Annotated in this window: 13 protein-coding genes; 10 read left to right on the forward strand and 3 right to left on the reverse strand. The window is 74.0% G+C overall.

What is annotated here, in order from left to right; all coding sequences use genetic code 11:
* Nucleotides 1-55: 55 nt before the first annotated feature.
* Nucleotides 56-1,726: a bifunctional 3'-5' exonuclease/DNA polymerase gene (locus tag FHX39_RS09350; protein WP_183337818.1), complete on the forward strand. Its 1,671-nt coding sequence runs from the start codon at nucleotides 56-58 to the stop codon at nucleotides 1,724-1,726.
* On the opposite strand, the gene FHX39_RS09355 is transcribed toward FHX39_RS09350, so the two are convergent.
* On the reverse strand, nucleotides 1,711-2,853 hold the full coding sequence (locus tag FHX39_RS09355) for an NAD(P)-binding domain-containing protein (RefSeq protein WP_332836755.1): 1,143 nt from the start codon (nucleotides 2,851-2,853) through the stop codon (nucleotides 1,711-1,713). The two genes, FHX39_RS09350 and FHX39_RS09355, sit on opposite strands and share 16 nt — an antisense overlap.
* Before the next feature lie 871 nt (nucleotides 2,854-3,724).
* On the opposite strand from FHX39_RS09355, the gene FHX39_RS09360 reads away from it, so the two are divergent.
* Nucleotides 3,725-4,423: a hypothetical protein gene (locus FHX39_RS09360; RefSeq protein WP_183337822.1), complete on the forward strand. Its 699-nt coding sequence runs from the start codon at nucleotides 3,725-3,727 to the stop codon at nucleotides 4,421-4,423.
* Nucleotides 4,424-4,445: 22 nt separating this feature from the next.
* Here FHX39_RS09360 and FHX39_RS09365 read toward each other — a convergent pair whose 3' ends face one another.
* Nucleotides 4,446-5,678 (reverse strand): MFS transporter, encoded by a 1,233-nt coding sequence (locus tag FHX39_RS09365; RefSeq protein WP_183337824.1) that lies wholly within the window; start codon nucleotides 5,676-5,678, stop codon nucleotides 4,446-4,448.
* A 215-nt stretch (nucleotides 5,679-5,893) separates the two neighbouring features.
* Here FHX39_RS09365 and FHX39_RS09370 point away from each other — a divergent pair, with 215 nt between their 5' ends.
* The 3 genes from FHX39_RS09370 to FHX39_RS09380 all read left to right on the forward strand — a co-directional run bounded on the left by FHX39_RS09370 (nucleotide 5,894) and on the right by FHX39_RS09380 (nucleotide 8,777).
* The gene (locus tag FHX39_RS09370) at nucleotides 5,894-7,144 is read left to right on the forward strand and encodes an MFS transporter (protein ID WP_183337826.1); all 1,251 of its coding nucleotides are present in this window, start codon (nucleotides 5,894-5,896) and stop codon (nucleotides 7,142-7,144) included.
* Between the two features lie 105 nt (nucleotides 7,145-7,249).
* Nucleotides 7,250-7,612, forward strand: coding sequence for a hypothetical protein (locus FHX39_RS09375; protein WP_183337828.1), 363 nt, complete (start codon nucleotides 7,250-7,252; stop codon nucleotides 7,610-7,612).
* Nucleotides 7,613-7,784: 172 nt separating this feature from the next.
* Nucleotides 7,785-8,777 (forward strand): ABC transporter substrate-binding protein, encoded by a 993-nt coding sequence (locus FHX39_RS09380; RefSeq protein WP_183337830.1) that lies wholly within the window; start codon nucleotides 7,785-7,787, stop codon nucleotides 8,775-8,777.
* Between the two features lie 21 nt (nucleotides 8,778-8,798).
* Here FHX39_RS09380 and FHX39_RS21750 read toward each other — a convergent pair whose 3' ends face one another.
* Nucleotides 8,799-10,271 carry an MGH1-like glycoside hydrolase domain-containing protein gene (locus FHX39_RS21750; protein WP_183337832.1) on the reverse strand — a complete coding sequence of 491 codons (1,473 nt, stop codon included), beginning with the start codon at nucleotides 10,269-10,271 and terminating at the stop codon, nucleotides 8,799-8,801.
* Between the two features lie 153 nt (nucleotides 10,272-10,424).
* Between FHX39_RS21750 and FHX39_RS22095 the strand changes: the two genes are divergently transcribed.
* The 5 genes from FHX39_RS22095 to FHX39_RS09405 all read left to right on the forward strand — a co-directional run bounded on the left by FHX39_RS22095 (nucleotide 10,425) and on the right by FHX39_RS09405 (nucleotide 12,574).
* On the forward strand, nucleotides 10,425-10,868 hold the full coding sequence (locus FHX39_RS22095; RefSeq protein ID WP_183337835.1) for a hypothetical protein: 444 nt from the start codon (nucleotides 10,425-10,427) through the stop codon (nucleotides 10,866-10,868).
* A 67-nt stretch (nucleotides 10,869-10,935) separates the two neighbouring features.
* A complete protein-coding gene (locus FHX39_RS20665) occupies nucleotides 10,936-11,178 on the forward strand; it encodes an MBL fold metallo-hydrolase (protein WP_198423326.1) in 243 nt (80 codons plus the stop codon).
* Nucleotides 11,179-11,787, forward strand: a complete 609-nt coding sequence (locus FHX39_RS09395; RefSeq protein ID WP_198423327.1) for an MBL fold metallo-hydrolase — start codon at nucleotides 11,179-11,181, stop codon at nucleotides 11,785-11,787.
* Nucleotides 11,784-12,239 carry a MarR family winged helix-turn-helix transcriptional regulator gene (locus FHX39_RS09400; RefSeq protein WP_198423328.1) on the forward strand — a complete coding sequence of 152 codons (456 nt, stop codon included), beginning with the start codon at nucleotides 11,784-11,786 and terminating at the stop codon, nucleotides 12,237-12,239. Before FHX39_RS09395 ends, FHX39_RS09400 begins: the two co-directional genes overlap by 4 nt.
* Nucleotides 12,240-12,277: 38 nt before the next feature.
* Entirely contained in the window at nucleotides 12,278-12,574 is a 297-nt protein-coding gene (locus FHX39_RS09405; RefSeq protein WP_183337837.1) for a hypothetical protein, read from the forward strand.
* Nucleotides 12,575-12,597 lie beyond the last annotated feature (23 nt).

Consider the following 12,597-nt stretch of genomic DNA (forward strand, 5'->3'; position numbering starts at 1 on the left):
GTCTCCCCGGCCCGGCGCACCCCGGGCGTGCGCGACGCCGCACTACGGTCGCCGGGTGGATGTCGCCGTCGCTGCCGCCGAGGACGGCGTCGACGTGGCCGTGCTCGACGGGGACGGCCGACCGACTACGGCGCAGCGGCTGACCTGGTCGGCGCTGCCCGCGCACGTCGCCCGGCTGGAGCCGGACGAGCCGCGCTGGGTGTGGGCCGACACGAGCCGGTGCTACCCGGCACTGCTGGCCGCGGGGGTCACCGTGGCCCGCGGTCAGGACCTGCGCCAGTGCCACGCCGTGCTGTCCCGGTCGACGTACGCGACCAGCCCGCTGGCCTCGACCGGCGACCCGCGGTGGGAGCCGCGCCAGCCCGCCCCGGACGTCGAGCCGACGCTGCTCGACCTCGCCGACGCGGTCGACGCCCTGTCGCTGGCCGACGTCGCCGAGGAGCACCGCGCGCAGCAGGAGGCGGTGCGCCTCTCCGCCCACGCCGCCCGGCTGCGGCTCCTGCTCGCCGCCGAGTCGGCCGGCGCGCTGGCCGGGGCCGAGCTGACCCACGTCGGCCTCCCGTTCGACGCGGCCGAGCACGACCGGCTGCTGACCCGCCTGCTCGGACCGCGACCGCTGCCGGGCGCGCGGCCCCGCGTCATGGAGGACCTCGCCGGGCGGATCCGGACGGAGCTCGGTGCGCCGACGCTCAACCCGGACTCCGCACCCGACCTCCTGCGCGCCCTGCACAGCGCCGGGGTCGGTGTCGACTCCACGCGGCAGTGGGACCTCGCCCAGGTGGACCACCCGGTGGTCGCGCCGCTCCTGGAGTACAAGAAGCTGGCCCGCCTGCACGGGGCGAACGGCTGGTCGTGGCTGTCGACCTGGGTCGTCGACGGGCGGTTCCGGCCGGGCTACGTCCCGAGCGGGGTCGTGACCGGCCGCTGGGCCGCGCGGGGCGGGGGCGCGCTGCAGCTGCCGAAGCAGGTCCGCGGCGCCGTCGTCGCCGACCCCGGCTCCGTGCTCGTCGTGGCGGACGCGGCCCAGCTCGAGCCGCGCGTCCTCGCCGCGATGTCGCGTGACGAGGCGATGGCGGCCGCCTCACGCCGCGGCGACCTCTACCAGGCCCTTGTCGACGACGGCGTCGCGGACACCCGCGCGCACGCCAAGGTGGCGATGCTCGGCGCGCTCTACGGGGCCACGTCCGGGGAGTCGGGTCGGCTGATGCCCCGGCTGCAGCGCAGCTATCCGGCGGCGACCGCGTACGTCGAGCGTGCGGCGCGGGCGGGGGAGGCCGGCGAGGTCGTCACCACGTGGCTCGGGCGCAGCTCGCCGCCACCGACGGAGGCGTGGCGGGAGGCGCAGCGCTGGTCCGCGCTGCCCGAGGCCGGTCCCGACGAACGCCGCGAGGCCCGCACCCGGGCGCGTGACTGGGGCCGCTTCACCCGGAACTTCGTCGTCCAGGGCACGGCGGCCGAGTGGGCGCTGTGCTGGCTGGCCGACCTGCGCCGGCAGCTCGCGGCCCTCGGTGGGCACGACGGCGCCGACGGGGCGGCCGGGCGGCGCGCGCGGCTGGTCTACTTCCTGCACGACGAGGTGATCGTCGAGGCCCCGGTCGAGCTGGCGGACGCCGTCGCCGACGCCGTCCGTTCCGCGGCCCGACGGGCCGGCCAGCTCCTCTTTGGAACCTTCCCGGTCGAGTTCGCCCTCGACGTCGCCTGCGCCACCCGCTACGCCGACGCCTGACGGTCGTCGGTGTCTGTGCCGGTGTCCCGCAGGTAGCGGGTGAGCGCGGCGACGGCGTCCCGACCGGCCCGGTTGGCCCCGACCGTCGACTGGGACGGGCCGAAGCCGATCAGGTGGACCCGCGGCTCGTCCGCGACCTGCGTCCCGCGGAGCGTGATGCCGCGGCGGTCGTTGCGCAGGTGGAGCGGGTCGAGGTGGTGCAGCGCGGCCCTGAACCCGGTCGCCCAGAGGATGGCGTCGACCGGCGTGAAGGAGCCGTCGGCCTCGCGGACGCCGCCGGGCTCGATCGCGGTGAACATCGGCCGTCGGACCAGCACGCCGCGCTGCCGGGCGGCCAGGACGTACGCGGCCGGCGGCAGGCCCGTGTAGGAGACGACGCTGCCGGTGGGCCGACCGGACTCGGCGTCGGCCGTGACCGCGGCGATGATCTTGCGCCCCTCGACCTCCGGCCGGAAGTCGCCGTCGAGGAAGACGGGCTCGCGCCGGGTGTACCAGAGGACCGTGGCGCCGCGCGAGATCTCCTCCAGCTGCTGCACCGCGGAGATGCCGCCACCGACGACGGCCACCCGGAGCCCGGCGAGCGCGGCGGCCGAGACGTAGTCGCGGGTGTGGAGCTGGCGGCCGAGAAAGCTCTCGTGCCCCGGGTAGCGGGGGAGGACGGGCTCGTCCCACGTGCCGGTCGCGTTGACGACCACCCGGGTCCGCCAGCGCCCGGCGTCGGTGTCCACGAGCAGGTCGCCGTCGGGGTCGCCGTCCGCGCGGGTCACGGAGATGACGGCCACCGGCCGCAGCACCGGCAGCGCACGGTCCCGCTCGAACGCGGCGAAGTAGCGCGGCACCGCGACGCGGCTGGGCTCGTCCGGGTCGACCGGTGGCGTCGGGTACGACGGCAGCTCGAAGATGCCGTTGACCGTCGCCATCCGGAGCGACTCCCACCGGTGCTGCCACGCCCCGCCGGGCCCCACCTCGGCGTCGAGCACCACGAAGCTGCGGACGGCGTCAGGCTCCGCCGACGCGCTGACGAAGCCCCGCCGCTGGAGGTGGTGGGCGGCGGACAGCCCGGCCTGGCCTGCCCCGACGACGAGGACGGTCGCCGACCGCTCGGACGCGACTGCATCGGCACTCACGCCACCAGTCTGGCCGCCCGGGCCGGATCGGGAGCCGGCGCACGTGGTCAGCGCGACGGAGCCGCGCGGCTGGTCGGACGTCGGTCCCGGAGGCCGGGTCGTCAGCGCCGCAACCCGGTCAGCACCGTGAGCGCCTCCTCGAGGCTGGCGTCGTCCCCGCGCGTGCTGCTCCAGCGGTGCAGCACGTCCACCAGCTGGCGCAGCAGCTGTGCGTCGTCGAGGACCCGCTGCGAGGACCAGTGCTCGAGGACCGACCGGGCCGACCGGCCCGGGCGACCTGTTCACGCAGCGTCGGGGTCGGCGGGGACGGTTGGACGGAGGCGGCGCGCAGCGGTCCCCGAGGGGGCCACGCCGCCTCCGTCCGCCCCTCATCGACCTCGTCGTCGAGAGGACTGGGTGCGCACGCAGGGCACGCGGCGGGAGAACGTGTCGGAGCAGGTGGGCACGCACCGGTGCGGACAGGCGCAGCGGACCGAGAGGTCGGGAGCTACCGCGGGGTGCGTGAGAGATCGGTCGTTCACCGGGCTGGAAGCCTGCAGGCGGTCGACCACGACGCGGCAGCGGGCGCGGCGTCGGGATGCTCCTGGACGGCTGTGATCAGCCGCTCACAGTCATGGCCCGTCCGGCGTGGACGTCAATGAGTCCGAAGCCCGTCCCCGCGTGGCGGAGCTCCGCCGACGAGATCCACGAACTCGGCACGCGCCGGTACGTCTGTGATTACTGTGACGGATGTTGCGTGAGTGACAACTCCCCGCACATCTTCGGCTGGTCGCTTCCCCCGCGCCACCCCAGTCCCAGGAGCTCCCCCATGGTCTTGTCGTCCCCGTCCTTCTCGACGCGTTCCTTCTCGATCCGTTCCTTCTCGTCACGTATGAGCCGACCGCTCGCCGCCGTGGTCCTCGGCGCCGCCCTGCTCGCACCCCTCCAGCCGGTCGTCGCGGCCCACGCCGATCCCTCGGCGCGACCTCCGGCGTCCTCCGCCAAGACCCACGCGCGGGCCACCCAGACGGTGCTCACCGCGTACGGCGACTCCGACAGCGCCGGCGCGGTCCACCTGTCGGGGTCGCTGCGGTGGGCGAACGGCAAGGTCCTGGGGCACCGGGAGCCGGTCGAGCTCTGGGGTCGCTCCGGCGCACGGTGGGTCCTGGTCCGGCAGGCCGTCACCGACCGCCGCGGCGACGTCGAGCTGAGCGTCACCCCGAGCGCGCACACGACGTACGAGCTGCGCTACGCCGGCTCGCGCAGCAAGAGCCTGACGTCGGCCGCCGCGTCGTCGCGCAGCCCGCGGGTCGAGGTCCGTGCGCTCGCCCACGTCCGGCTCGACGCGCCCGCCCGGGCGCAGCGGGGCCAGACCTTCGTGGTGAAGGGCCGGGTCACCCCCGCCCGGGCCGGCCGCGTCGTCGTCCTCAGCGGCAACGGCAGGAAGTTCACCACCCTCCGCACCCGCGCGGACGGCTCGTTCTCGGGTCGTGTGCGGCTGCAGATGAAGACGTCGTTGCGCGTCTCCGTGCCGAAGGCGGCGAGCCTCGACGGGGCCGCGAGCACCCCGCGCGTGGTCCGGGTCGCCTGACCCGGCCCCATGGACCCCCGCGTCACGACGCGGGGGTCGCCGACAGCCCTCGTCGCGTCGACGCGAGGAGCGCGCCACCGAGGACCACGGCGACGCCGCCGGCCAGGAAGACGGTCCGCACGCTCGTGGTGTCCAGCAGCACGCCGCCGAGGGCGGCCCCGAGGGCGATCGCGAGCTGGAAGGTCGCGACGACCAGGCCGCCCGCGGCCTCGACCCGGCGCGGCTCGGCCCGCGAGATCCACGTCTGCGACGTGGTGGGGACCGCGCCGAAGCCGATGCCCCACAGCGCCACGGCGACGAACACTCCGAACGGCGAGCCGGTGGACACCGAGAAGGTCACGATCCCGGCGGCGACGAGCACCGGGACGGCCATCAGCGCGAGGCCGAGGTGGCGGTCGGCGACGAGGCCGGACAGCAGGTTGCCGACCAGACCGCCGACGCCGTACACGGCGAGGAGGACGGCGATCGTCGCGGGCGTCAGCCCGGAGACGCCCTCGGCGGCCGTCCGGATGAAGGTGTAGCTGCCGAAGTGGCCGGCCACGAGGACCGCGAGCCCGATCAGCCCGAGGAGCACGACGCGCGAGCGCAGGACGTCGACCAGGGTCCGGAGGCCGCCGCTGGCCCGGGCGGGGACCGACGGCATCAGGACGACGAACAGGACGATGGCGAGCGCGGTCGCGGCGGAGACGGCCCAGAAGACGGCCCGCCACCCGGCGAAGGAGCTGATCAGCGCCCCGAGGGGGACCGCGGCCACGGTCGCACCGGCGACGCCCAGGTTGACCACCGACATCGCGCGGCCGAGCTTGTCGGCCGGGACGAGGTGGGACGAGACGGCCAGGGCCATCGACCAGGTGCCGGCGATCGAGATGCCGAGGACCAGGCGGGCCACGACCACGAGCGCGTAGCTCGGTGCGACGGCGGTCAGCAGGTTGGAGAGCAGGGCCAGGACGAGCAGGCCGACCAGGAGGCGCTTGCGGTCGAGGTTCGGGAACAGCGGCCCCATCGTGGGGCCGGCGACCAGCCCGACGAGGGCGGTCGCCGTGACGACCTGGCCGGCGACGCCCTCGGTGATGCCGAAGTCGCTCGCCATCAGCGGCAGCAGGCTGGCCGGCAGGAACTCGCTGGTGACGAGGGTGAAGATGGCGACCATCAGGGCGATCACCCCGGGCCAGCCCGAGCGGACCGGGGTCGTGGTGCCGGTGGTCGTGGTGGTCGTGGGGGTCTCGGTGACGGAGACCGAAGCGGTGCTCGTCATGCCAGCTCCTAGTGCATGCCTGCTCAGGGCCGCGGACGGACCTGTCAGGACGACGGGACGTGGTGCCCGGCGGACGTTGGCGGGCCGTGCAGAGGCGCTGGCACCGGGTGGTGCTCGACCCGGGCAGGACTACAAGAAGCGGCAACACCCGGGCCGGGGGATTGCTTCCAAAGCCGGGCCACAGGTTCTCCCCGGGGTCGGGCAGGATGTGACCCTTGACCACCACCGCTGCACCGCGGCGCTTCGCCGCGCTCCGGGACCGCCACGCGCGGCCGTACCTCTTCACCGCCGGCCTGTCGATGATGGGCGACAACATCGAGCACGTCATCACCTACTGGGTGCTCTGGCAGACGTTCCACTCGCCCGCCCTGGTCGGCTTCCAGGTCGTCAGCCACTGGCTGCCGTTCCTGGTGCTGTCGGTCTGGTTCGGCGGGCTGGCCGAGCGGTACGACTGCCGCCGGCTCATCCAGGTCGCCCAGGGCCTGTTCATGCTCGTGTCCCTGTGCTGGGGCCTGCTCTTCCTGACCGGGACGCTCGACGTGTGGGAGGCGTGCGTCCTGCTCGTGCTGCACGGCTGCGCCGGAGCGCTCTGGGCCCCGGCCGAGCAGCTGCTGCTGCACGACTTCGCCGAGCCCGCCGACCTGCCGGGGGCGGTCCGGCTGAACGCCACGTTCCGCAGCCTCGGGATCCTCGCCGGTCCCGTCGTCGGGTCGGCCCTGCTCCTCGGCCTCGGCGCGGAGCTCGGCATCTTCGCGAACGTGCTGTTCTACCTGCCGATGACGCTGCTGATGCTGCGCACGCCGTACACCGGCCACACGCGCAGCGGGTACGTCCACCGGGTCCGCCTCACGCTGCTCGACGGGTTCCGGGTGCTGCGCTCGGTGGGCGACGACCGGGTGCTCGTGTCCATGATCGTCCTGGCCGGGCTCGTCGCGCTCTGCGTCGGCGGGTCGCTGCAGGTGTCCATCCCGGCGTTCGCCGACGCCCTCGGAACGGGCAGCGACGGCCTCGGGTACGGGCTGCTGCTGTTCGCGAACGGCGCCGGCGGCGTGGTCGGCGGGTTCCTGCTCGAGGCGACCGGGGTGATCAGGCCGGACGTCCGCGCCGTCGTCGTCGCCACGGTGCTCTTCGGCGCGACGACCGTGGCCGTCGCGCTCACCCACAGCTACGTCCTGGCCGTCGTCGCGCTCCTGATCGGCGGGGTGGCGAACATGACGAGCACCTCGATCGGGCAGGCCGTCGTGCAGCTCCGCGCCCCGATGGAGCAGCGCGGCCGCGTGGTCGGGGTCTACAACATGTTCGGCAGCGGCCTGCGTACCGGCAACGGGGTCACGCTCGCCCTGCTCGGCGCCACCCTCGGGGTCGCGAGCGCGGTCGCGGTCGGCGGCGTCGTCCTCGTGGCGGGCACGCTCGCCGTCGCGCTGGTGATCGCCCTGCGCCTGCGCGCCGCGCGCCGGGCGGGCTGACGCCACCGTCCGACGGAGCGGTTCGACGGGATCGCTCGACGGGGCCGTTTGACGCGGTTCCCGTGGGTTACCTCATCCTCTGATCCCGACGATCGAGGTGTCCGTGTGAAGAAGCACTGCCTGGTCCGCACGCCCGCCGACGTGCTGCTCGCCCAGGCGGCTCTGCGGCACGTCGAGCAGCGACGCGCGACGAGCACCACCCCCGTGCCGGCCTGGTCGGACCGGCTGCGACCCCACGCGGTGGCCTGGCGGTCGGAGATGCCCGGCCCGTGGGTCGTGGACTGGTGCCTCGAGGCGGAGCCGGCGGCCAACGGGTCCTTCGCGCACCTGAGCGCCACGGTCCACGGGCGTCACCACGAGGGCGGGCGGGCCGCGAGGACGGTGCTCGCGGTGTGGGCTCGGCGCGAGCTCAGCGCGCTCGTCCGGACGTCCGAGGCGCTGCACGGTCCGTACCGGCGGGTCGTCTAGGAGCGTCCACGGGCCGGTGCACGAAAAGGGCACGGCTGGGTGGGTCTCTCGACGTGCACAACGACGACGTCCTGGCAGTTCCGAGCCCGCGCTCCTCGGCTGATGGGGTGGACGGCGTGGACACGCCCGGCTGACTGCTGGTTAGGTGAGCCTCACCTAAACTGGAGGTCACATGCCACTCGTACGTCCGCTCGTCGTCCTGCTCTCCGTGGTCGCCCTGACCGCCTGCTCACCAGCGGCGGACCCCGGGACCGCACCACCCGCGACGTCGGAGGCCGCGCAGCCCTGGAGCTACACCACCGGGTTCGGCGAGGCCGTCACGCTCCCCACCAGGCCGAAGGTGATCGTGGCCGACGCCTACAGCGCCGCCGCCCTGTGGGACTACGGGATCCGCCCCGCCGGCGTCTTCGGCTACGGCCTCGAGCCCAACGCCTCGCCCCTGGCCCTCGGCAACGCCGACCGGGCGGCGATGCAGGTCGTCGGCACCGGGGGTGAGCTGCAGATCGAGAAGCTGGCCGCGCTGAAGCCCGACGTGGTCATCGGCTTCGGCAACGTCACCACCGCGGGCGCTGGGTGGACGTGGTGGGACGAGGACGTCACCAAGCAGGCCACCGCCGTAGCCCCGTTCGTCGGCGTCCGCTCGGTCGGTCAGAAGGTGCCCGACGTCATCGAGGAGTACCGCCGCCTCGCGGCCGCGCTCGGTGCCGACACCACCTCGGCGAGCGTCGTCCAGGCCCAGAACGCCTTCACGGCTGCCAGCGAGACCCTCGCCGGCACCGCGAAGCGGCGCGACCTCAAGGCCATCGCCCTGAACGGCACCGCCGCCGATCTCTACGTGGGCGGGCCCGGACTGCCTCAGCTCGGCCTGCTCAACGACCTGGGCGCCACGACCGTCGGCCCGCCCAGCAAGACCAGCGCCGACGGGGAGGACTGGGCCGAGGTGAGCTGGGAGCTCGTCCCGGACTACCCGGCCGACATCGTCCTCGCCTACGTCGGGTCGGCGAAGGAGTTCCCGGAGATCTCGGTCTACCGGTCGCTGCCCGCGGTCAAGGCCAGGCAGACGCTGACCTGGGACGACAAGATGCCCTTCACCTACGCGCAGTACGCCTCGTGGCTGACCGAGGTCGACGCGGTCTACGGCACGGCGAAGAAGGTCGCCGCCTGACCGGTGGCGACTGGGTCAGCGTCAGGCCGCGCTCGGGACGGTCTCCGGGCGGGGCAGGTGGTGCCGACCCACGCCCAGCTCGTGCTCCCGGCCGGCCAGCACCAGCGTGACCGGGTGGTCGGTGTCGACCACGACCTCGTCCCCGTCGGCGACCGCGTCGACCAGCGTGGTGCCGCACCGGAGGCGCCGGATCCCCTGGCGTCCGTCGCCGTCGGGGTCCCAGTGCACGGTCCGGGTGGTGGCGTCGACGCGGAACCCGAGCACGTGCTCGATCAGCATGGAGATCGGACCCAGCGCCGACCAGCCGCAGAAGTCCGGGCGGACGGCCGTACGCCCGTCCTTGTCCGTCGCCGGTGCGGCGTCGACCGCGGCGTAGGCCTCCCAGATCGTCGCGGGGGAGTGCTCGGCGTAGGTGCGTGCCATGTGCTCGAGCAGGGCCGTCGAGGCGGTCTTCGCCAGCTCGCCGTGACCGTGGTCGGCCAGGGCGCGGGCGCTCATGTAGGCCAGGGGCACCCAGACGCTCCCGCGCCAGTACTGGCCGTCGGCGCGGAACGCCGGGTCGTCGCGGGCGACCGACGGCCACGGCACCGGACCGCCCAGCCGTTGCGGATCGGTGAGCAGGTCGGCCAGCGACCGGGCCTGCTCCGGGCTGCAGGCGCCGGCCAGCAGGGGCCAGTAGGCGGCCGGCGTGACGACGCGTCGGAACGCGAACGGTGCGGTGTCCAACCGGTCGTAGAACGTCGCGTCGTCGTCGTCCCAGTGGTGCTGGAGCGCGGCGCAGAGGGCCTCGTGGCGCGCCTCGTGGTCCTCGGCGAGCGCGGTCCGACCGACCAGCCGGGCCAGCCGGGCGATGCTCCGGGCGGACAGCGCCTGCTGGGCCAGGGCGTCGAGCCAGAGGATCCCGCCGCGGGAGTTGCCGTACCAGTTCGCCTCCCCGGCCCGTGGGGTGTTGTCCATGCCGCTCTGGATGGCGCCCCAGCGGTAGCCCTCCGGCCGCCGCTCGATCGCCGTCGGCATCACCGTGGTGGGCAGGACCGTCCCGGGAGCGACGGTGTCGAACCAGGCGAGGTGGCGCTGCAGGTAGCCCGCGTCCAGGAGCCGCGCCACGTGCTCGAGGTCACCGGTGTGGCGGACGTACTCCTCCTCGGCCCACGCGAAGAGCGGCGGGTTGTCGGGGTGCTGGATCTGCAGGACCGAGGGTGTGCCGTCGTGCAGGGGACCGTAGAAGTTCTGCAGGCTCTCGATGCCCGGGAACAGGTCGGGGGCGTACTTGCAGAAGTGGGTCATCAGGCAGGTGTCCCAGATCCAGATGACGTCCGGGTCGAAGCCCTCGTCCATGTACGGCGACCGCGGCACCCCCGGCTGGTGGACGACGTGCCCCCACGCCGTCTCCCAGGCCGTCCAGTACAGGGAGACCAGGCCGGGGCTCCGGTCCAGCACCGGCTCCGGCAGCCGGGTCCGGTCGAGCGCGCGGTCGGGAGGAGAAGGACGCACGAGGAGAGACGGTAGCCCGGCGGGGCGACGAGCTCCTGTGCGCCGATGGGATCGGGAAGGGCGGTCGGCATGATGAGGGCCGTGGTGTCCTCCGGAGGGTCGACGGGTCGACCGAAGTCGCCTGGGCGGACGTCGCGGCGCATCAGGTTCGCGGTGGTGCTCGTCGTGGTCTGCGCCCTGACCTCGGTGGTCGGGCACCTGCTCGGCTACCGGCTCAACCTCACCACCGCGCGGGTCCCGGCGCCGACTGCGGCCTCGACCCCCGAGCAGGTCGTCCTCACGTACGTCGAGGCCTACGACCACCGGGACTGGTCGACCATGGCGAAGATCTACCCGGACCGGTCCATCGACCGGTTCCGTGCGATCGGCACCATGTCGGACGTGGTCGTCGTGGAGAGCAGGGCCATGGACGGGACGGAGGACGGCAACCCTGCGAGGCCCGGAGTCAGCTACTACAACGTGCGCGTGACGCTGCAGCTCAGCGGTCTCGAGGGCTCCGAGTCCGCCTACACGCCCGGCCCGAACGGGTGGGCCTACGACCTCGAGCGCGCGGGACCGGCCGAACCCTGGCACATCACGGATCAAGGGAACCCATGACGGCTCGGGAGGCCGTGGCGCGGAGATCGTCTTGACTCAGACTATCTGAGATCGTACGGTCGGCCAGGTGAGATCCCTCCCCGCCCCTGCGCCGTGGACCGGCCCGCTCCCCGACGCCCGTCCGCCCGAGGGGGCGGCCGTCTACCAGCTCCCGACCGGGACGTACGAGACGCGGGCGGCCCTCGCCATGAGCGGCGGGTCGTTCCGGGACAAGCGCCGCTTCGCCGCGACCGCGGTCCTCGTCACTCATCCCGCCGGGGACTTCCTCGTCGACGCCGGGTTCGGAGAGCACGTGGCCGACCACGTCTAGATGCTGCCGGCGCTCGTTCGCGCGCCGTACGACACGGACAGGACGGCGGCCCAGCAGCTGGCCGACGCCGGCTACGACCTCGCCCGGCTGCGAGGCGTGATCCTGACCCACGCGCACTGGGACCACGCGAGCGGCCTGGACTCGCTCCCGGTGCCGATCTGGATCAACGCGGGGGAGCGGGAGTACGCCGCGACCGACGGCGACGGCAGGGTCTACCGCACCGTGGCCCCGGGCCACCCCGTCCACGAGTACGCGCTCGACGGGCCGGCGTACCTGGGCTTCGAGAAGAGCCTCGACGTCCACGGAGACGGTTCCCTGGTCATCGCCCTCGCCGGCGGGCACACCACCGGGTCCGTGGTCGTGTTCGTGACCGTCCCGACGGGGGAGCGGTACGCGTTCATCGGCGACCTCACCTGGCAGCTCGACGGCATCCGCCACCGCCGGGAACGGCCCTGGCTGCTGCGCGTCCTCGCCGACAGCGACGCCGCCCAGGTCCGGCGCGCCATCCTCCGTGCCGCTGCGCTGACCGACGTGATGCAGGTCGTCCCGGCCCACGACGTGCACGCGTACGACGGCATCCCCCTGCTGCCGCAGGTGATGTCGCGGTGACGGGCGCCGCGGGACCGACGGTCGACGCCGAGATCACCTGGCTGCTGCACAGGGCCGCGCAGCGCATGCACGTCGTGACCGGCGAGCAGGCCGAGAAGCACGGTCTCAGCCTGCGCGACCACATCGTGATGAGCGCGCTGGACAAGACGCCGGGCATGACCCAGGTCGAGCTGGCCAAGACCCTCGGCCTGGACAAGACCACCCTGATGAGCCTGCTCGACCGGCTCGAGCAGCAGGGGCTCGTCGTCCGTCGCGCCGACCCGCGTGACCGCCGCGCACGCCTGCCCGAGCTGACCCCCGCCGGGGACGAGCGGCGCGCCACGGTGGCCGCAGCGAGCACCGCAGCCGAGCTGGCCGCGCTCAGCAGCTTCAGCGCAGCGGACGTCGCCGTGCTGCGGCGGATGCTCTTCGAGCTCATCGGCACCGGCACCGACCCGGGCTCGTGCCTGTGACCGGGGCTCCGGCTCGAGCGTCGTGGAAGGCTGGGGGCATGACCTCATCGGACGATCGGACCGCGGCCCTGCGCCGGCTCGCCGAGCAGCTGCACCGCTCCCTCGACCAGGCGATCGACGACTGGGACGCCGCCACGCCCGCGGCGACCGAGGCGACCGGGTCCAGGCCCCAGACCTTCGCCAGGCCCCTGGCGGCGCCGCCCGTCCGCATGGAACAGCTGGCGCGGACCCCCGAGCCCACCGCGGACCTCGACGACCTGGTCGACCTGCTCGTGCCCCGGCTGGTGGAGCAGCTGGTCCCCGCGCTGCGCGACGCGCTGCGGGACGACCGCTAGCCGGTCGACACCTTCCTAGACTC

The sequence above is a fragment of the Microlunatus antarcticus genome (assembly GCF_014193425.1).
Lineage (GTDB): Bacteria > Actinomycetota > Actinomycetes > Propionibacteriales > Propionibacteriaceae > Microlunatus > Microlunatus antarcticus.

Bases quoted from the DNA above. Each gene is read 5' to 3' on its own strand.
- FHX39_RS09380 (WP_183337830.1), top strand. From the start codon at position 7,785: ATGCCACTCGTACGTCCGCTCGTCGTCCTGCTCTCCGTGGTCGCCCTG.
- FHX39_RS09365 (WP_183337824.1), bottom strand. From the start codon at position 5,678: ATGACGAGCACCGCTTCGGTCTCCGTCACCGAGACCCCCACGACCACC.
- FHX39_RS09405 (WP_183337837.1), top strand. From the start codon at position 12,278: ATGACCTCATCGGACGATCGGACCGCGGCCCTGCGCCGGCTCGCCGAG.
- FHX39_RS09395 (WP_198423327.1), top strand. From the start codon at position 11,179: ATGCTGCCGGCGCTCGTTCGCGCGCCGTACGACACGGACAGGACGGCG.
- FHX39_RS09360 (WP_183337822.1), top strand. From the start codon at position 3,725: ATGAGCCGACCGCTCGCCGCCGTGGTCCTCGGCGCCGCCCTGCTCGCA.